This window comes from Corynebacterium sp. HMSC22B11 (assembly GCF_001815965.1).
In the GTDB taxonomy this organism is placed as follows: Bacteria; Actinomycetota; Actinomycetes; order Mycobacteriales; family Mycobacteriaceae; genus Corynebacterium.
On sequence record NZ_KV823482.1, the window covers coordinates 15,972 to 33,467 of the forward strand.

At 63.3% G+C, this 17,496-nt stretch carries 17 protein-coding genes and 1 tRNA gene; 12 read left to right on the forward strand and 6 right to left on the reverse strand.

Annotated features, from left to right (window positions below):
- The first annotated feature begins 4 nt into the window (after positions 1–4).
- The 8 genes from HMPREF3088_RS03200 to HMPREF3088_RS03240 all read left to right on the forward strand — a co-directional run bounded on the left by HMPREF3088_RS03200 (position 5) and on the right by HMPREF3088_RS03240 (position 7,306).
- Positions 5–793 (forward strand): 3'(2'),5'-bisphosphate nucleotidase CysQ, encoded by a 789-nt coding sequence (locus HMPREF3088_RS03200; protein ID WP_070758425.1) that lies wholly within the window; start codon positions 5–7, stop codon positions 791–793.
- 59 nt (positions 794–852) lie between these two features.
- The gene (locus HMPREF3088_RS03205; protein ID WP_070758426.1) at positions 853–1,674 is read left to right on the forward strand and encodes a thymidylate synthase; all 822 of its coding nucleotides are present in this window, start codon (positions 853–855) and stop codon (positions 1,672–1,674) included.
- Positions 1,674–2,363, forward strand: coding sequence for a dihydrofolate reductase (locus tag HMPREF3088_RS03210; protein ID WP_070758427.1), 690 nt, complete (start codon positions 1,674–1,676; stop codon positions 2,361–2,363). Before HMPREF3088_RS03205 ends, HMPREF3088_RS03210 begins: the two co-directional genes overlap by 1 nt.
- Positions 2,364–2,635: 272 nt before the next feature.
- Positions 2,636–3,013, forward strand: coding sequence for a DUF485 domain-containing protein (locus HMPREF3088_RS03215; protein ID WP_083317310.1), 378 nt, complete (start codon positions 2,636–2,638; stop codon positions 3,011–3,013).
- A gap of 51 nt (positions 3,014–3,064) precedes the next feature.
- On the forward strand, positions 3,065–4,672 hold the full coding sequence (locus tag HMPREF3088_RS03220; RefSeq protein WP_070758428.1) for a solute symporter family protein: 1,608 nt from the start codon (positions 3,065–3,067) through the stop codon (positions 4,670–4,672).
- Positions 4,673–4,820: 148 nt separating this feature from the next.
- Positions 4,821–4,893: transfer RNA gene (locus HMPREF3088_RS03225), tRNA-Arg, on the forward strand.
- A 140-nt stretch (positions 4,894–5,033) separates the two neighbouring features.
- Positions 5,034–5,894: a siderophore-interacting protein gene (locus HMPREF3088_RS03230; protein WP_210401480.1), complete on the forward strand. Its 861-nt coding sequence runs from the start codon at positions 5,034–5,036 to the stop codon at positions 5,892–5,894.
- 770 nt (positions 5,895–6,664) lie between these two features.
- Positions 6,665–7,306 (forward strand): LppP/LprE family lipoprotein, encoded by a 642-nt coding sequence (locus HMPREF3088_RS03240; RefSeq protein WP_246818020.1) that lies wholly within the window; start codon positions 6,665–6,667, stop codon positions 7,304–7,306.
- Here HMPREF3088_RS03240 and HMPREF3088_RS03245 read toward each other — a convergent pair.
- Together HMPREF3088_RS03245 and HMPREF3088_RS03250 are read right to left on the reverse strand one after the other, a co-directional pair.
- Complete coding sequence (locus tag HMPREF3088_RS03245; protein WP_070758431.1) at positions 7,303–7,950, reverse strand: FMN reductase; 648 nt, start codon at positions 7,948–7,950, stop codon at positions 7,303–7,305. The genes HMPREF3088_RS03240 and HMPREF3088_RS03245 overlap by 4 nt on opposite strands.
- Positions 7,951–8,049: 99 nt before the next feature.
- Positions 8,050–9,168 carry a CE1758 family FMN-dependent luciferase-like monooxygenase gene (locus tag HMPREF3088_RS03250; RefSeq protein WP_070758432.1) on the reverse strand — a complete coding sequence of 373 codons (1,119 nt, stop codon included), beginning with the start codon at positions 9,166–9,168 and terminating at the stop codon, positions 8,050–8,052.
- Between the two features lie 76 nt (positions 9,169–9,244).
- Between HMPREF3088_RS03250 and HMPREF3088_RS03255 the strand changes: the two genes are divergently transcribed.
- A complete protein-coding gene (locus HMPREF3088_RS03255; RefSeq protein WP_070758433.1) occupies positions 9,245–10,129 on the forward strand; it encodes a class I SAM-dependent methyltransferase in 885 nt (294 codons plus the stop codon).
- Between the two features lie 139 nt (positions 10,130–10,268).
- Here the strand turns inward: HMPREF3088_RS03255 and HMPREF3088_RS03260 are convergent, their stop codons facing one another.
- Positions 10,269–11,159 carry an aldo/keto reductase gene (locus tag HMPREF3088_RS03260; RefSeq protein ID WP_070758459.1) on the reverse strand — a complete coding sequence of 297 codons (891 nt, stop codon included), beginning with the start codon at positions 11,157–11,159 and terminating at the stop codon, positions 10,269–10,271.
- A 214-nt stretch (positions 11,160–11,373) separates the two neighbouring features.
- On the opposite strand from HMPREF3088_RS03260, the gene HMPREF3088_RS03265 reads away from it, so the two are divergent.
- From HMPREF3088_RS03265 to HMPREF3088_RS03275, 3 genes are all read left to right on the forward strand, one after another.
- Positions 11,374–12,243 carry an ABC transporter ATP-binding protein gene (locus HMPREF3088_RS03265; protein WP_246818021.1) on the forward strand — a complete coding sequence of 290 codons (870 nt, stop codon included), beginning with the start codon at positions 11,374–11,376 and terminating at the stop codon, positions 12,241–12,243.
- Positions 12,240–13,424: an ABC transporter permease gene (locus HMPREF3088_RS03270; RefSeq protein ID WP_070758434.1), complete on the forward strand. Its 1,185-nt coding sequence runs from the start codon at positions 12,240–12,242 to the stop codon at positions 13,422–13,424. The genes HMPREF3088_RS03265 and HMPREF3088_RS03270 overlap by 4 nt, the downstream gene beginning before the upstream one ends.
- Before the next feature lie 159 nt (positions 13,425–13,583).
- Positions 13,584–14,507 carry a siderophore-interacting protein gene (locus tag HMPREF3088_RS03275; protein ID WP_070758435.1) on the forward strand — a complete coding sequence of 308 codons (924 nt, stop codon included), beginning with the start codon at positions 13,584–13,586 and terminating at the stop codon, positions 14,505–14,507.
- 57 nt (positions 14,508–14,564) lie between these two features.
- Here the strand turns inward: HMPREF3088_RS03275 and HMPREF3088_RS03280 are convergent, their stop codons facing one another.
- The 3 genes from HMPREF3088_RS03280 to HMPREF3088_RS03290 are packed head-to-tail and all read right to left on the reverse strand — an operon-like array spanning position 14,565 to position 17,397.
- Positions 14,565–15,374, reverse strand: coding sequence for an ABC transporter ATP-binding protein (locus tag HMPREF3088_RS03280; RefSeq protein WP_070758436.1), 810 nt, complete (start codon positions 15,372–15,374; stop codon positions 14,565–14,567).
- Positions 15,371–16,414 carry a FecCD family ABC transporter permease gene (locus HMPREF3088_RS03285; protein ID WP_070758460.1) on the reverse strand — a complete coding sequence of 348 codons (1,044 nt, stop codon included), beginning with the start codon at positions 16,412–16,414 and terminating at the stop codon, positions 15,371–15,373. The genes HMPREF3088_RS03280 and HMPREF3088_RS03285 overlap by 4 nt, the downstream gene beginning before the upstream one ends.
- Positions 16,415–16,419: 5 nt before the next feature.
- A complete protein-coding gene (locus tag HMPREF3088_RS03290) occupies positions 16,420–17,397 on the reverse strand; it encodes a FecCD family ABC transporter permease (protein ID WP_246818022.1) in 978 nt (325 codons plus the stop codon).
- Positions 17,398–17,496 lie beyond the last annotated feature (99 nt).

A 17,496-nucleotide genomic window follows, 5' to 3' on the forward strand; every position in this document is an offset into this window, starting at 1 on the left:
GACCATGACACAAGGACTAGGCCGAGGCGACGCGCTCGACGATGCCACGCTCTGTGCCCGTTTGGCTCGCAGCACCGGGGACATCCTCACCAGCATTCGCACTGCTGGCGCACCGGATCCCCTTCTGGTGGACTCCGACGGGCTCGGCAAGTCCGGCGATAAGGTCGCCCAGGCCTGGATCGCGCGTGTGCTGAGCCTGCACCGCCCCGACGACGCCATCCTCTCCGAGGAGGCGGAGGACGACCCCTCCCGCCTGGACAAGTCCCGGGTGTGGGTGATCGACCCGCTGGACGGCACCCGTGAATACGCCAGTGCCCGGAATGACTGGGCCGTGCACATTGCCCTGGCGGTCGACGGCGAGATTGTCGAATCCGCGGTTGGCATGCCGGAGATGCACACCGTCTACACCGCGGCGGACTACCGGGAGGGCCGGGCGAAGGCGGACTTCGGTGAGCTGAACAACCGCCTCGTCATCAGCCAAAATTCCACCCCGCAGATCGCGGCCGACGTGGCCGAGGACCTGGGCATGGAGATCACCCGCCTGGGTTCCTGTGGCGCGAAGGCCATGAGCGTAGTGCGTGGGGAAAACGATGCGTACATCCACGCCGGCGGCCAGTACGAGTGGGATAACGCCGCCCCGATCGGCGTCGCCCTGGCGGCAGGACTGCACTGCAGCCGCCTGGACGGCACGCCCGCGACCTATAACGAGCCGGATCCATACCTGCCGGACCTGGTGATCTGCCGCAAGGAGATCGCCGAGGACCTGCTGGCGAGCATCCAGAAGTTTCTCTAGCTCGACCCCTCGCACGGGCGGTCGACTGCGTCGCGGGGCTTTTGCCTAGACTATGAGGCATGTCAGAGGCTCAATCTTCCCCCACCATCGCCACGCCCTACGAGGATCTGCTCGCCAAGATCCTCGCGGAGGGCGCCAAGAAGGACGACCGCACCGGCACCGGTACGACGTCCCTGTTCGGTCAGCAGATCCGCTTCAATCTGGCGGAATCTTTCCCGCTGATTACGACGAAGTCGGTACACGTGAAGTCCGTGGTCGGCGAGCTGCTGTGGTTCCTCTCCGGGGACTCCAACGTCCGGTGGCTGCAGGATAACGGCATCCGCATCTGGAACGAGTGGGCCGATGAGGACGGCGACCTGGGCCCGGTCTACGGCGTGCAGTGGCGCAGCTGGCCCACCCCCGATGGTCGCCACATCGACCAGATCTCCCAGGCTCTGGAGATGCTGAAGCAGAACCCGGATTCCCGCCGGAACATCGTCAGCGCGTGGAATGTCTCGGAGCTGGAGAACATGGCCCTGCCACCCTGCCACCTGCTGTTCCAGCTGTACGTGGCTGATGGGAAGCTCTCCTGCCAGCTTTACCAGCGCAGCGCAGATATGTTCCTGGGCGTGCCTTTCAACATCGCCAGCTACTCGCTGCTGACCCACATGTTTGCCCAGCAGGCGGGCCTGGAGGTCGGCGAGTTCATCTGGACCGGCGGGGACTGTCACATCTACGACAACCACCGCGAGCAGGTGGAGCTGCAGCTTTCCCGCGAGCCACGCCCCTATCCGCAGCTGGAGCTGACCAAGGCTAAGGACATGTTCAGCTATGGCTTCGAGGACGTGAACTTCGTGGGCTACGACCCGCACCCGGTAATTAAGGCAAAGGTGGCTGTGTAATGGGAGCTTCGGAGTTTGACGTCCAGAAGGAACAGCGCCCCAGCGGCTACCGTGAGGGCGACTACCCCGCCCTGACCCGCGCAGACGTCCCGGCGGGGGTGGAGATCGCGATGATCTGGGCGGAGACGACCGCCGGCATCATCGGCGATGGGGCGGAGATGCCCTGGTATCTGCCGGAGGATCTGAAGCACTTCAAGAACTCGACGATGGGTTATCCGGTCGTGATGGGGCGCACGAGCTGGGAGGCGCTGGGCAAGTACCGCCCGCTGCCGGGCCGCGAGAACTTCGTCATCACCCGTTCGGCTGATTATTCAGCCCCCGGTGGTCACGTGGTCGCCTCCATTAAGGACGGCATCGCGGCGGCCGCAAAGTTCGCCCGCGGAGAAGGTTCGGGTGGCGTGGTGCCGGAGACGGCGTCGCAGGCGCTGCAGGACGATGGCCGGGTGACCGTGTGGATCCTGGGTGGTGGCCAGGTGTACGCGCAGTGCATGCCGATCGCGGACCGGGTGGTGATCACGGAGATCGATATGGTGGCTCCGAAGCGCTTCCAGGTCTATGCCCCGGCGATGGACGAGGCGGAGTTCACCGTTGAGCGCTCCGAATGGTTCGCCTCGGAGAAGGGCCACCCGGTCGACGAGGAGCCGAACGGGCTGCGCTACCGCTTCGAGACGTGGCGCCGGAAGGCGTAGGTCTTACACGGGGGACGCAACGGGGGTAGGAATCAACCCGGCCACATGGCCGGGTTTTTCTCTATGATCCGCGTTTTTGCAGGTCGGGCGGAAGTTTTCATGAGGGCTGTCTAAAAAGTCAAAACTTTCTTATCGGAAACTTTGGAAAAAGCTCTAGGTGCCGGTAGATTCTTTCGCAATCGCAAAAGAATTGTGATGCCAATCACAGGAGCTGAGGCCGAACGGCCAGGCGAATGTGAAGATCTGCACAGTCCCAAGGAAGGGAGAAAGAGTTGACCCAGTCGGCCGCCCCCGCGCAACGGCACGTCCCCACGCCCGATGAGTTCGTTGCCGCGCAGCAATCACCCGAGTTCCAGGAGCTTCGCTCAAAAATGCGTGGGTTCACCTTCCCCATGACCGTGTTTTTCATCGTCTGGTTCGTCCTCTACGTCAGCCTGGCGATGTTTGCACCGAACTTCATGGGGATCAAGATCTGGGGAAACATCAATGTCGGCGTGCTCCTTGGCTTCGGCCAGTTCATCACGACCTTCCTGATCACGTACCTCTACGTGAAGTACGCAGACCGCGAAATTGAGCCCCGCGCCCAGCATGTTCGCGAGTCCCTCGAAGGCTCCCCCGCAACCCCAGCCAGCCAGGCTTCCCGGGGCTAGCGGCACCGCGTCCCGCTCACCCCCACGGATTAGAAAAGGAAAGGTCTCACTATGGATCTCATTCTTGCTGCCTCGCAGGAGACAAACCCGATCCTGAACATCAGCGTATTCATCGCCTTCATCGTGGTGACGATGTACATCGTGACGAAGGCTGCCGCCAAGCCGCAGAAGTCCGCGACGGACTTTTACACGGGTGGTGCTTCCTTCACCGGTACCCAGAATGGCCTGGCCATCGCCGGCGACTACCTCTCGGCGGCGTCCTTCCTGGGCATCGTCGGCGCAATTGCGCTTACGGGTTACGACGGCTTCCTGTACTCCATCGGCTTCTTCGTCGCGTGGCTCATCGCCCTGCTGCTGGTCGCCGAGCCGCTGCGTAACACCGGTAAGTTCACCATGGCGGACGTGCTCTCCTTCCGCCTGAAACAGCGACCGGTGCGCGTGGCCGCAGCTTTCGCGACCCTGTTCACCTCGCTGTTCTACCTGATCGCCCAGATGGCCGGTGCTGGCTCCCTGGTCTCCGTGCTGCTGGATCTGCACTCCAAGACCGCCCAGGGTGTCGTCGTCGTGATCGTCGGCCTGGTGATGATGGCCTACGTCCTCATCGGTGGCATGAAGGGCACCACCTACGTGCAGATGATCAAGGCGGTCCTGCTGATCGCCGGTGTTGCTTTCATGTTCCTGATCATCGCCGTGATGTGGAAGGGCAACCTCTCCCAGCTCTTCGCTGACGCTGTGAACTCCCACGGTGACCCGGCGATCCTGCAGCCTGGCCAGAAGTACGGAGCCACGACCGCAACGAAGTTCGACTTCATCTCCCTGGGCGTAGCCCTGGCGCTTGGTGCCGCTGGCCTGCCGCACGTCCTGATGCGCTTCTACACGGTTCCGACCGCGAAGGAAGCACGTAAGTCCGTGACCTGGGCGATCGTCCTGATCGGCTCCTTCTACCTGCTGACCCTGTTCCTGGGCTTCGCAGCTGCCGCTCTGATCTCCCCGGAGGACATCAAGAACGCACCGGGTGGCGCGAACGCCGCGGCACCGTTGCTAGCGATGGAGCTGGCAGGCCCGATCTTCATGGCCCTGATTTCCGCGGTTGCCTTCGCGACGGTGCTGGCCGTGGTCGCTGGTCTGGCGATTACCGCTTCCGCTTCTGTGGCTCACGACTTCTACAACGGCGTGCTGCGCAACGGCCAGGCAACCGAGGAGGAGCAGGTCCGCGTCTCCCGAATCACCGTGGTCGTGATCTCGCTGGTCTCCATCGCGCTGGGCATCCTGGCGATGGACCAGAACGTGGCCTTCCTGGTCTCCCTGGCGTTCTGCATCGCTGCGTCCGCTAACCTGCCGACGATCCTGTACTCCCTGTACTGGAAGAAGTTCAACACCACCGGCGCCGTGGCCTCCCTGTGGGTCGGCCTGGGCGTGGCCCTGGTCCTGATCTTCTTCTCCCCGGCCGTCTCCGGCGCGGAGACCGCGATGTTCCCGAACGTGGACTTCGCTTGGTTCCCGCTGACCAACCCGGGTCTGGTTTCCATCCCAGCTGGCTTCATCGCCGGTATCGTGGGCACCTACATCGGCAAGGGCGACGAGGACCCGAAGCTGCAGTCCGAGATGGAGGTTCGCTCCCTCACCGGTGTTGGCGTGGAGGCTCCGGTCGACCACTAAGCCACCCCCCTAGGCTCCTCTTCTTGGATGAACCCAGCCGCCTGGTCAACGGCGGCTGAGCAACACCCCCGCCGCATCTGGCTAGTTCCAGAAGCTGCGGGGGTACCTTGTATCATGAGTGGTCGTGCCCGCAGGGTGCGGTCGCACAGCCCCAGTAGCTCAGTGGATAGAGCACGGCTCTCCTAAAGCCGGTGTCGGAGGTTCGATTCCTCTCTGGGGCGCTTTTTGTTTTTTAACCCCGCTGGTCATCACGAGCCCCACCAACCCACCACCGTTAATTGTGTTAGCCTTACCTAAGAATAGGGCGTGGGTGCGGGCGTCTCTCCCACAGCACCCCAGTGTTTGAAGGACAGTGATGATCATGGCTGACCAGGCTCGAAGCGCAGCACCGAAGCGCAAACCTCGTAAGGCCAACGAAGCAACCGTGACTGACCGCCGCCAGCTCTCTCCGGATCTCGTTCGTTTGAGCTTGAACTCTCCTGCATTTGTGGGCAAGGAGCTGGAGTTTACTGATCACTACCTCAAGTTGCTCTTCGCGCCAGACGGCGCTGATTACTCGTGGCCATTCGATGTCGAAAAGATTCGCGAGGAGCAGCCCAGGGATAAACAACCCATTACCCGCACCTACACCCTGATTAATCTGGACCCAGAAACCGGGGATTTCGACGTCGATTTTGTCACCCACGGCGATTCCGGACTGGCTGCGCCCTGGGCGCGCGCGGCCGAAATTGGGGCGAAGATCGGCTTCTTCGGCCCGGGTGGAGCGTGGGGCCCCGGCGAAGAATATGAGCACTTTATCTTCGTCGGCGATGAGTCCGCTGCACCAGCCATCGGCGCGGGTCTGAAGCACCTCCCCGAGGGCGCCACGGCGACCGCCTTCATCGAGATCGAGGCAGAGGACCGGAAGTTTGAACTCCCCACCCGCGAGGGCGTGGACGTCAACTGGGTTATCCGCGATGGGGCAACCCACGGCACGGAGCTTTCTCGCGTGGTGCGCTCGGCCGGTGTGCCAACGGGTAAGAAGACCAGCTGGTTTATCCACGGTGTCGCCGAGATGATTAAGGAAATGCGCCGCTTCCTCTTCGTCGACTCGGAGATCCCCCGCGCCGACGTTTCGATTTCTGGTTACTGGCGGATCGGCATGACCGAGGACCAGTGGCAGTCCTCGAAGCGCGAATTCAATGCTGAGATTGAGCAAGAGGAAGCACAAGCCAGAGCCTAACGCTTGCTCGCAAACCTAGCGCTCGCTGGCCTGCCACGCATGGTCAGTATCCTCCGGAACGAACAGGCGCACCTGGCTGGTCAGCCCCTCAGCACGTGCGGTTTCCAGAACGGTTGCCACCTGGTCCGCCGTGCCTATTGACCCCGCTCAGGTTGCAGAAAACACGACACCACACCCGCCACCGATCAGGCTTTTGCGGAGAGAGTCCGGGCGCCCCTTCTCAGGTATGTCACGGCAACGCCGATCGCGACGACGCCGATGAGCGCTCCCACCGGGAGCAGGATCACCGGCAGGGGATTGATCACCACTCCGTCTCCTTGCGAGGGCCTGTACTCGTAGTAGAGCGCTGAGCCCCATGCGACGAGAAAACACGCGGCCCCGACCCCGTTTAGCGCGTTGAGGACCAGAACCCCCGACCTCCACAGAGCCAGAAACAGGAGAAAGGCGGCGAGAACAGTCGCAGCCCAAACCAGGGGCCAGGACACCGACTCGGCAAGAGTAAATGCGACCGCAGAGCACAGGCCGACGAGAACCTGGAAAACAATTGTCGCCAGCAGGTAGGCGCGACGAGAACCCGATTCCACTGGGACAGTAGCCGGAGCGGACACAGGTTTCACTGAACGAGTCATGAGGCGACTTTCTGACGTATTGAGTCCTCTAGCGAGGACTGACAGTGCCTCTATTCTCGTTGCTATTCGACAAAAAATACACCCTTCTAAACGCATAAACGTTTGCTGACAAAGCATTTTTAGGGGCGTAGCGTCGAAACTATGAGGTACCAAAAAGTTGCACTATCCATCGCCCTCTCCTGCACCTTGGTGGGAACGCTGAGCGCGTGCAGCGATGATGGCACCACCGAATCTGCCGGGAGTAGCCCGCCGGCCACCGTCACCCAGACGGTGAAGGAATCGAAGTCCTCGGAGGCGAAGGACCAGCCGAATCCTGAGCCGACGAGGAAGTCCGAGGCGCAGGAGAGCAAGCCAGGCAAGAATCCGGAGAAGCAGTGCGGAGATCTCCCCGCAGAGGAGGCGCTGCGACAAAATGTAGGCAAGCTCGCCTCCCCAAAGGGCACTGACTGGACGTGGAACACCTCTCATGCCGGCACGGATCTCTACGACCCTTGCGCTGCTCTCTCGCCTATCGTCCTCACGATTGATATGGCAACAGCTACCAGTCCGCACCACATCATGCTCTTCCACAAGGACCAGTACCTAGGCACCGCCACGCCTGAGCCCCGCAGCTTCGCCCCCGACATGAAGCTACTCAACACGCAGACGGTCTCCGTGACGTACTACTACGCCAAGCCCGGCGACCCGAAGGATCAACCTTCCGGCCGGGCACACGTGAACTTTATTTGGGATCACGCGAAGAAGAAGGTCATCATGGACGGCAATCTTCCCCCGAGAGGCTAGTTGCCGTCGTGCCCAGAGAGCAGATTCAGAAAATCCGGCACGTCCGCAGCAACGTCGTTGCCGGAGCTGCGCTTGACCTGCGAAGAAGGCCCCAGCCCCTCGACGGCGCCGGAGACCCGCGCGATCTCGTCGGCGAGCTGGCTGGCGGCGCGCTCGATGCGCCGGTCCAGCCCTTCCTCGCCGCCGAAATCATCCGTGGCCGCGAAGACCGCGGTGCTCATCACATCCGCGCGTAGGTAGCTCAGCAGCGGGCGCATCGCGTATTCCAGCATCAGGGAGTGCCGGGGTGTCCCGGCGGTGGCGGCGATGATCACGGGCATGCCGGTGATCGCGTTCGGATCCAGGGCGTCCATGAACATCTTGAACAGACCCGAGTAGCTGGCGGCAAAGACCGGGCTCGCGGCGACCATCGCGTCGGCCGCGGTGATCTTATCCTGAGCCGCCTTGAGCTTCTCCGAGGCGATCCCGGTGGTCATCATCGTGGCCAGATCGGCGGCGTATTCGCGGATGTCGATGTACTCCACGGCCACGGACTCTCCGCGGCGGCCAACCTGGGATTCCACCGCACCGGCGATGCGTTCGGCGAGCTTGCGGGTCGTCGATGGGCTGCCCAAACCTCCGTTGAGAACGATGAGGGAGTTCATGAACTCTTCTGCTCCATCCTTTCCTTGCACTTCCAGCGGTGAACTACCAGGAGCGATACTAGGCCTGCACGCCCCTAAGCAGCTACTGCACCTACCCAGCTACTGAACCTGGGCCGGCTGCACCTGCCGGTGCGGGGAGTCCGGCCCCTCCGCCACCAGCGTGGCGTGGGTCGGCGGGTCGGAGGGTACGTGCGCCGGGCGGCGGCGCTCGAACTCCTCCCGCAGGACCGGCACGATCTCCCTACCGAGGATCTCAATCTGCTCGAGCACCATCTCCTGCGGCAGGCCGGCGTGGTCGATCAGGAAGAGCTGGCGCTGGTAGTCGCCTACGGCGTCAGCGTAACCCAGGTAACGCTCGATGATCTGCTCCGGGGTGCCGACCGTCAGCGGGGTGATGCGCTCGAATTCCTCCAGCGACGGGCCGTGCCCATAGACCGGGGCGTTGTCGAAGAACGGCCGGAAGGTGGCCTTTGCTTCCTTTTCGGTATCGGCAGCGAAGATCTGCCCACCCAGCCCGACGATCGCCTGGTCGGCCGCACCGTGCCCGTAGTGCTCGAAGCGCTGGCGGTACAGGCGCACCAGCTGCTGGGTGTGCTCGATGTTCCAGAAGATGTGGTTATGGAAGAACCCGTCCCCGTAGTACGCGGCCTGCTCGGCGACCTCCGGGGAGCGAATGGAACCGTGCCACACGAAGGGCGGGACGTCGTCCAAAGGACGTGGGGTGGACGTGAACTGTTGCAGTGGGGTGCGGAATTCGCCCTTCCACGTCAGGTCCTCTTCGCGCCACAGGCGACGCAGCAGGTGGTAATTTTCTACGGAAAGGGGAATCGACTTGCGGATGTCCTTGCCGAACCACGGATAGACGGGGCCGGTGTTGCCGCGGCCGAGCATGAGGTCCACACGTCCCTCCGCGAGGTGCTGGACGTAGGCGTAATCCTCCGCGATCCGCACCGGGTCGGTGGTAGTGATCAGCGTGGTCGCGGTGGAGAGCTGGAGGGTCTCGGTCTGCGCGGCGAGGTTGGCCATCAGCACGGGTGGGTTCGCGGGCGCGACGAACGGTGGATTGTGGTGCTGCCCCGTGGCGAAGACGTCCAGCCCCTCGGCCTCTGCCTTCTTCGCGATCTCGACGGTGTTCTTGATGCGCTCGTGCTCGCTGGGCACGTCCCCCGTGACAGGGTTGGGGGTGACATCGCCGATGGTGAAGATTCCGAATTGCATACCCTTAACCTTAACCCAAACGTACGTGACATATCACCTAAGTGCGGTGGGAAGTCCGCTCACCTAGCATGAAGCCATGAATCCCGAAGCCCAGAATCCAACCCCTCCAGCACAAACCGTGCCGCACCCACACGCCTTCCCCGCGCCGCTCGACGTCCCCGAATTCCTGCTACCCCACCTGAGCGCGAACACCCGCCTGCTCGACGCGGGCTGCGGGCAGGGCTCCCTCACAATGAACCTTGCCGAACACATCACCCAACTCGGCGGCGCACCCGCCCAGGTCACCGGGGTCGACCAGTCCGCTGACGCGATCGCGGAGGCCACTGAGCTCGCTGCGGAAAAGTCGCTGGACGTCCCGTTCCAGCAGGCGGATATCCACCAGCTCCCCTTCGCGGACGCCACCTTCGACGTCGTCTTCTGCCACCAGGTCCTCCACCACGTCGCAGACCCGCAGGTCGTACTCCAGGAGTTCCGTCGCGTCACGAAGCCCGGCGGCATCATCGCCGTCCGGGACGCCGACTTCGGCGCGATGACGTGGTTCCCACCCAACCCGGGGCTATCCCGCTGGCGCGCGACCTTCTCCGTCGGGCTGGCAACCCACGACGGCAACCCCGCGATGGGGCGCCAGCTGCCGCATACCTTCTACTCCGCTGGGCTCACCGACCTCAGCGTGTCCGGCAGCCTGACCGCCTACGCCAGCGAGGCCGAGCGCGAAGCGCTGGCCGAGAAGTGGACACGGCGCAGCATGTCACCCCGCTACGCCCGCACCACTGCCGCCGCACTGGGTGAGGACTTCCCCGATACCGCGGTGACGGATGACGGCGAACTCGTGCCCGACCAGCTCGGCACGGTCACCCGCGAGGCGTTGACCCAGATCACGGAAGGCTGGTCCCAATGGGCTGGCACCGGTGGCGCGGCGTTCTTCATCCCGAATACCGAGGTCATCGCGCGCGTGCCCTAGAGCTCGCACCGGGTTAGCGCCCCTGAAACTTCGGCGCCCGGCGCTGAGGTGTGCCCCGCCGAGAAAAATATTGCGCGCCCACGCCCCACCCATAAGCTCACGCCCACCGGCTAGACGGTTTCGGCCGATCGCGGGAGAACTACTGCTTCTGCAGCGAAGTGCCCTCGTAGAAGGTGTGCGGATTCGGGCCACGGCGGCCTGCCTCACCCTCCTCGATCGCGGTGATGCGCTGCATCTGGTCCTCAGTGAGCTGGAAGCCGAACACGTCCGCGTTGCTGCGGATGCGCTCCGGCTTGGAGCTGCGCGGGATCACCACATCGCCGCGCTGAATATGCCAGCGGATGATGACCTGCGCGACGGTCACCCCGTGGGCGTCCGCGATGGCTTGGAAGGCCGGGTTATCCAGGTTCTGCCCCTGCTTCAGCGGGGACCAGGACTCGGTCAAGATGCCGCGCTTGGCGTTCTCAGCACGCAGCTCATCCTGGTTAAAACCGGGGTGCACCTCGATCTGGTTCACAGCTGGGGTATCGCCACTGGCCTCGATCATCTTGTCCAGGACCTCTGGGTAGCTATTGCACACGCCGACGCTGGCGGTCTTGCCCTGCTCCCGCAGGGTCACCATGTCCCGGTAGGCGGTGGCGAACATGCCGATCTTCTCGACCAGCCAGTGAATCAGGTAAAGATCCACATAATCCAGGCCGAGGCGCTCCAGGGATGCGTCCAGGGCACCGGCGACACGGTCGTGGCTATCGTTCCACAGCTTCGTGGTGACGAAGAGCTGATCGCGGGTCACCTCGCCGGCATCGATGGCGTCCTGGATGGCGCGACCGACCTCTTCCTCGTTGCCGTAGACAGCGGCAGTGTCGATGTGGCGGTAGCCCGCGGTGATCGCGGCCCGCACGGCGTTGTAGCAGGTCTCGCCGGACAGCTGGAAGGTACCAAAACCGAGCTGCGGGATCTGCCGCCCATCGTTCATAGTCAGCAGCGGGATGTCGGAATTATTGTCCAGGTTCTGAGTAATAGTTGGCATGCCCCCCTGTTTACCTTTTTCCATCACACCCCGCTGCATCCAGAGCTGATCGGTACAATCCTTAGCACACAGAAACGTCGCAGACATTCGCGCGTTTCTGCCCTCAGAAAGCACCGACCGCGACCGATTTCAGGCAAAGGACCGCATGACAGGAACGGCCCTCCACATCGAGAAATTAAACAAGTCCTAGGGCGACCACCACGTGCTGAAGGACATGAGCTTCTCCGTCCAACCTGGCGAGATCTACGGCTTCGTTGGCTCCAACGGCGCGGGAAAATCCACGACGATGCGCATCGCATTGGGAGTCCTGGCTGCTGACTCAGGCGAGGTCCGCCTTGGCAGCACCCCGATGAACGATGACCTGCGCCGCCGGATCGGCTACATGCCGGAGGAACGCGGGCTCTATAACAAGGAAAAAATCGCAGACCAGCTGAGTTTTTTCGGTCGCCTCCACGGCATGGATAAGTCCGCTGCAGCCACCGCCGCACAAGACCTGCTGGAACGCCTGGATCTCGGGGAACGCGCCCAGGACAAGCTCGAGGAGCTCTCGTTAGGCAATCAGCAGCGCGTCCAGCTGGCGGCTTCCCTCATCCACGACCCGGATGTCCTCATCCTGGACGAGCCCTTCTCTGGGCTGGATCCCGTCGCCGTGCAGGTCATGTCCGACATGCTCGTCGAGCGCGCCCAGCGCGGCGTGCCCGTGCTCTTCAGCTCCCACCAGCTGGACCTGGTCCAGCGGCTCTGCGACCGTGTGGGGATCATCACTGCCGGCCAAATGCAGGCCGAGGGTGGGGTTCAGGAACTGCGTGAGCGCGGCCCGGTCGTCTTCGAGGTCGGCACCCCGGCGCGCGACTGGTACCCGGAGTTCGCCACCGTCGTGGGCGAGGACGACGGCACCGTCCTGCTGGAGGTCGATCGCCAGGACCGCGACCAGGAGCTGCTGCGCGATGCGCTCGCGGCCGGGCCGGTGCACAACTTCCAGCGCCGCATCCCCGACCTGACTGACCTATTCCAGGAGGTCATCCAGGGAGCGAAGCAGCAGGCCACGGAAGAAAGCACGAACCGCGCGGGAGGTACCGCATGAGTTACACCAGTTCCAACACGATCCGCACCGTCGCCACCCGCGAGATCGCCGTCGCGGTGCGGAACAAGGGAATCATCTTCTCCCTGATCATCACGCTCATCCTCGCGATCGGAGGTATCGGAGTAGCCAGCTACTTCAACAACCGGGAGGACGACGCCCCGACGCTCGCGGTGGTGGGAATTTCCGCCGAAGAGTTCCGGCAGGTCCAGGACGCCCTGGGCGAGAATGTCGAGAAGCTCTCCGTCGCCGACGCCACCGGCCGCGATGCCGCGGAAGCCGCGGTAAAGGAAGACATCGACGCAGCCCTGATCAAGACCGACGAGGGCTATGAGCTGCTCAGCGACGGGCAGCCCAAGAGCAGCGTCCAGGCCACCGTCGCGGCCGTGACGGGCACGCTGACCCAGAATGAGGCCCTGGACAAACTCGGCATCAACCCGCAGGAATTCGGCGAGGCGATGGGTGCTGCGGACGTGACAACCACGGATATCAGCGAGGATCCTATCGAAGAGCAGATGGGCGCCATCGTCACCGTCATGCTGGGGATGATGCTGATGACCTTCTTCATCATGCTCTTCGCCGGAAATATCGGCGGGCGCATCACCGAGGAGAAGTCCTCCCGCGTCGTGGAGATCATCCTGGCGAGCGTGCGGCCGCTGGACTTCCTCGCGGGCAAGCTCATCGGAAACACGATCGTGGGCCTGGTAGCCACAGCTGTGATCGTCCTCGCCAGCGTGGCGGCACTGTCGATCTCCGGGCTGGCCGATGGCTTCGAGTTCGACATGTCGGTGCTGCCGATGATCCTGGTCTCCTTCATCCTGGGCATGCTCTTCTTCGGCAGTCTCTACGCCGCCGCGGGGTCGATGGTTAGCCGCACCGAAGACCTACAGTCCACGCAGATGCCGATCCTGCTGTTCGTCTTCGGCATGATCTACGCCCCCGCGTTCGGCTTCAACGCGCTCGACAGCACCATCATGCAGGTGCTCGGCTGGCTTCCGCCGTTCAGCCTGGCCGTCGCCCCGCTGCAGTATGTAGCCGGGCACATGAGCCTGGCTGCGGTGCTCGCGGCCTATGGGCTCTGCGTAATCGTGGTCATCGCTGTGCTGGCACTGGTGGCGCGAATCTACCGCAATGCGATCCTGCATAACGGCAAGAAAATGAGCTGGATCGGCGCACTGAAATAGCCCTTCAGCTACCTCTGGTTTCAGCCACTCGCAGAACAGCCCCCGCTCGGTTCCCTAAGAACCAGGCGGGGGTTGTGTGCGCTCCAGCCCCGGCGCACGATCCTCCCCCTGACCATCCGACCCCGCGCAATCAACACTAAGGGTAGGCTTACCAGCATTATGTCGAAGAGCCAGAACACCATGGATCCCCTCGCGATCAGCGCTACCCGACCCGCTTCATACGTTGATCACCAGCTGCTCGATCCCCCAAGCGAGCGCGGTCATCGCATCATCCGCGCTGAGGTCTGCAGCATCAGTGCTCCGGCAAAGAATTTGCGTCGGATCGCCGTCCAGTCACCCGAACTAATGGGTTGCCAACTCTCTGGTCCTGATGAGTTCTTTGGCCTCCTCATGCCCCCGACCCCCGGCGCGCAGCTGCACCTTCCAGATCACGATGGTGGCATTAACATCCGCGCCAGCGTGGCGGCTATGCCGGAGGGGCGGCGCCCGAGTCTGCGTTGGTATACGGTCCGAACACTTGATTCCGAACGCGGAATCCTCACTTTCGATGTGGTTACGCACGGCATAAACAGCCCTGATGACGAGCACATCGGCCCCGGGCTTTCTTGGGCGTTGAACGCCCACGTCGGCGATGACGTCGCTCTGTGGACATGCCAGGGTCTGTGGCATCGTCAGCAGACTTCCCAGACCTTGATTGCCGACCCCTCTGCAGCGCCTTCCCTCCGCGCCATCCTGGAGTACACGCAGACCTTCGCGCCCGAACAGCTACCCGAGATGCACGTGATTGTGCTTGCCGAAAGCCAGCACGACCTGGAACCGCTGCTACGTGAACACTGGCAGGACAAGGTAGGCAGCTTAAAAGTTATTCTCCGCCCTACGACAGAGTTCAGCGGCGCCACCCTGTCGCACCTTCGCCAACTCGACGAAGCCAAGCACCCCGCCACCCGCGCGTCATATGTCTGGGTCGCGGGCGAAGGAGATCTCTGCAAAGAGGTACGGCGCCACGTCATTGACTCGTGGGGTCTTAAGAGCGACTCCGTGCAATGGTGCCCGTACTGGTTCATCGGCAGGGCTCGCCCTTAGCTCGGGTCAGATGACGCCAACCCCGAGCACCTAGCCACCGCCCTCTGCGGTGTGGCGCTAGGAGGCCTGGGTGGGGTTGTCGACGACTCCTCGTGGCACGATGATCGGCGCTGTGCCACGGGGGTCCTCCCACACCTCAGCGCGCAGGCCATAAGCCTCGTGGAGCACATCCTCCGTTAGCGCTTCCCGCGGTGCGCCCTGCGCGATCTTTTTCCCGCCCTTCATCACGATCATGGTGTCGCTGAAGGCACCAGCCAGGCTGAGGTCATGCAGCACCGTCACGACTGTCTTGCCCTCCCGAGCGAGCTCGCGCACGATCCCCAGGATCTCCATCGCATGCGCTGGGTCTAGGTAAGTTGTCGGCTCATCCAGCAACACGACCGGCGTATCCTGCGCCAGCACCATCGCCATCCAGACGCGCTGCCTCTGGCCACCAGAGAGCGCCGCCACATCACGAGCGGCAAGGTGGTCAGTCGCTGTTTTCTCCAACGCCTCCCGCACCTTCTTCCGGTCCTCGGAGGGCGATTCGCTCCCACCCCACAGCGCGCGCCGGTAGGGGTGCCTCCCACGCTCCACCAGCTCCCCTACCGTCAGCCCCGGCGGGCAGATCGGATGTTGTGGCAAGAGCGCGATGAGACGAGCTGCCTCGCGGGCGGCCAAGCTGTGGACGTCCTTATCCGCGACGAGCACCCGCCCCTGGCTGGGAACGAGAAGCCTGGACAGGGCCTTGAGCAGGGTGGACTTGCCACAGCCATTGGGGCCAAGCAGCGTCGTAACCTGCCCCGGCTGCGCTTCAAAAGAGACATCCTTAACGATGCTCCGGTCCTCGCTGTAGCCGACCGTCACGTGCTCGACTCGCATACTCATTGGGTCATTCCTTTCACAGTTCCGCCACGCGCGGCCGACCACACCAGCCAAATCAGCGCAGGTCCGCCGATAATCGCGGTCACCAACCCCACAGGAGCAGTAAAGGGCAACGCACCTGCCACCACCGCGCACACGGCCATGAGCGCGGATCCCGCAACAGCCGAACACAACGGATGAGGCGTAGGGGTACCGGCCACCAACTTGGCCAACTGAGGAGCCAGCAACGCGATAAAACCGATGGGCCCAACAAAGGAAACCACGACCGCAACGATGCCGGTCGCTGCGATAAGCAAGATCGAGCGCACCCCGGTGACATTCACGCCAAGGGTGGAAGCGGTGGCGTCGTCATGAGCAAAAAGTGGAAGATCGACCGCGACGACGAGACCCAAGACCACAAAAGGCAGCATGCCCAACACCATGGGCAACAACGCTTCGGTGCGTACGAAGCCGGTGGAACCAGCAAGCCACGTTTGAGCATCGGCAGCACGGGTCAGCTCTGCTTTGAGCAAAAGATACTGCACCAAGGCCTGCGTAAGAAAAGAAAGCGCCAGGCCAATGAGCACCACGCGCTGAGAGGTACCAAAGCCACCGAGCAGCATAAGCAACGCGACAATCACCAGGGAGCCGATGAGCGCGAGACCCGCACGCCACCAAAACGTCGGGATACCCTCGCTCCATGCCGGTCGGGCAAGCACTGTGCCCGCAACGACAAGCACTGCTGCGCCCCCGGAAACGCCGAGGATATCGGGGCTGGCTAGCGGATTGCGGGCCATGGCTTGAGTCCATGATCCGGCGAGCCCCAGGGCCGCGCCAACCACGACGGTGGCGATGGCCACGGGAAGGCGCAGATCCCACACAACGTTGATCGCCTGGCGCGTACCGCCACCGGTGAGAACATCAAGCACCTCAGCCGGGCTGAGCTTCACAGCCCCCTGCCCAAGAATGAGGAAATAACCGAGCACCGTGGCGGCGGCGAAGCCTAATGTCGCCAGGAAGATACGCCTGGTGCGAGCGCGCTTGACTGCGTGCAATGCCGTCATCCCGCTCACACTGCCACCTCCGCGTCTTTCGAGCCCGAAATGCCTCGCCGACGACGAACCGCCGCGACCATAATGGGCGCACAGCCGATAGCCAGAACAATCGACATCTCGAGTTCATTCGGCTGCAGCACGAAACGACCAACAATGTCTGCCAACAACGTGGCAGCGCCGCCAACCACCGCGGTGGGCACCAGCAAGCGCGTAAGCCCAGGGCCGGTGACAGGCCGCAGCAAATGCGGTACGGCAAAGCCCACAAAAGTAACAAGCCCCACGGTGGCGGTCGCCGAACCGGCAAGAATAACCACCGCAGCGGCGGCGAGCAGACGTGCTCGGGCGGGCGAGCCACCCAGGGAACGAGCCGCATCCTCACCCATGGCCAGAAGGTCCAGTGGCCGTGCCGCTAACGCCGCGCACAGCGCCCCGAGGGCTAGGCCGACAGCAGCCATCAGCACGTCATCCATACCGCGCCCTGCGGTAGAGCCGACGGTCCAGCGGCGCAGCCCCTCCAGGGTGTCGGAGGAATAGAGGCTCAGCATATTCGTGGCTGCTTGCAGGGTGAAGGTGACGCCGACGCCTACTAGCACCAGCGTCAATGGGTCGCGGGAGACCCGGGAGATAAGCAGGACGACCAGCGCGGCAATGGCCGCACCGATAAGCCCTGCCACTGCCCGGTGCCCGACCGTCGTCGCCCACCCCACGGTGAGTGAGACGGCGACCGCGAATCCCGCGCCGGCGTTGACACCAATGATGCCGGGGTCCGCCAAGGGGTTGCGTGTCCAGCTCTGCGCGATCGCTCCCGCCATGGCGAGGGCTGCGCCCGCGAACACAGCCAAGAGAGTGCGGGGCACGCGCAGGTCCCAAATAATCCCTGCCTGCTCTGCCCCGGCGGTGGAATGTGGCGCGTGGTGCGGCCCGTGCAGGAGGATGCTGGTCACCTCCCCCATCGACAGACTGCGGGCCCCTAGGTACAGGGAGGCGATCATCAAAAGCACCAGAAAAACCAGTGCGCCAAGCGTAACCGCGACAACGCACAGGGTACGCCTAGCTCCCGCACCGCCACGTAGGCGTTGTGCGGGAGAGGC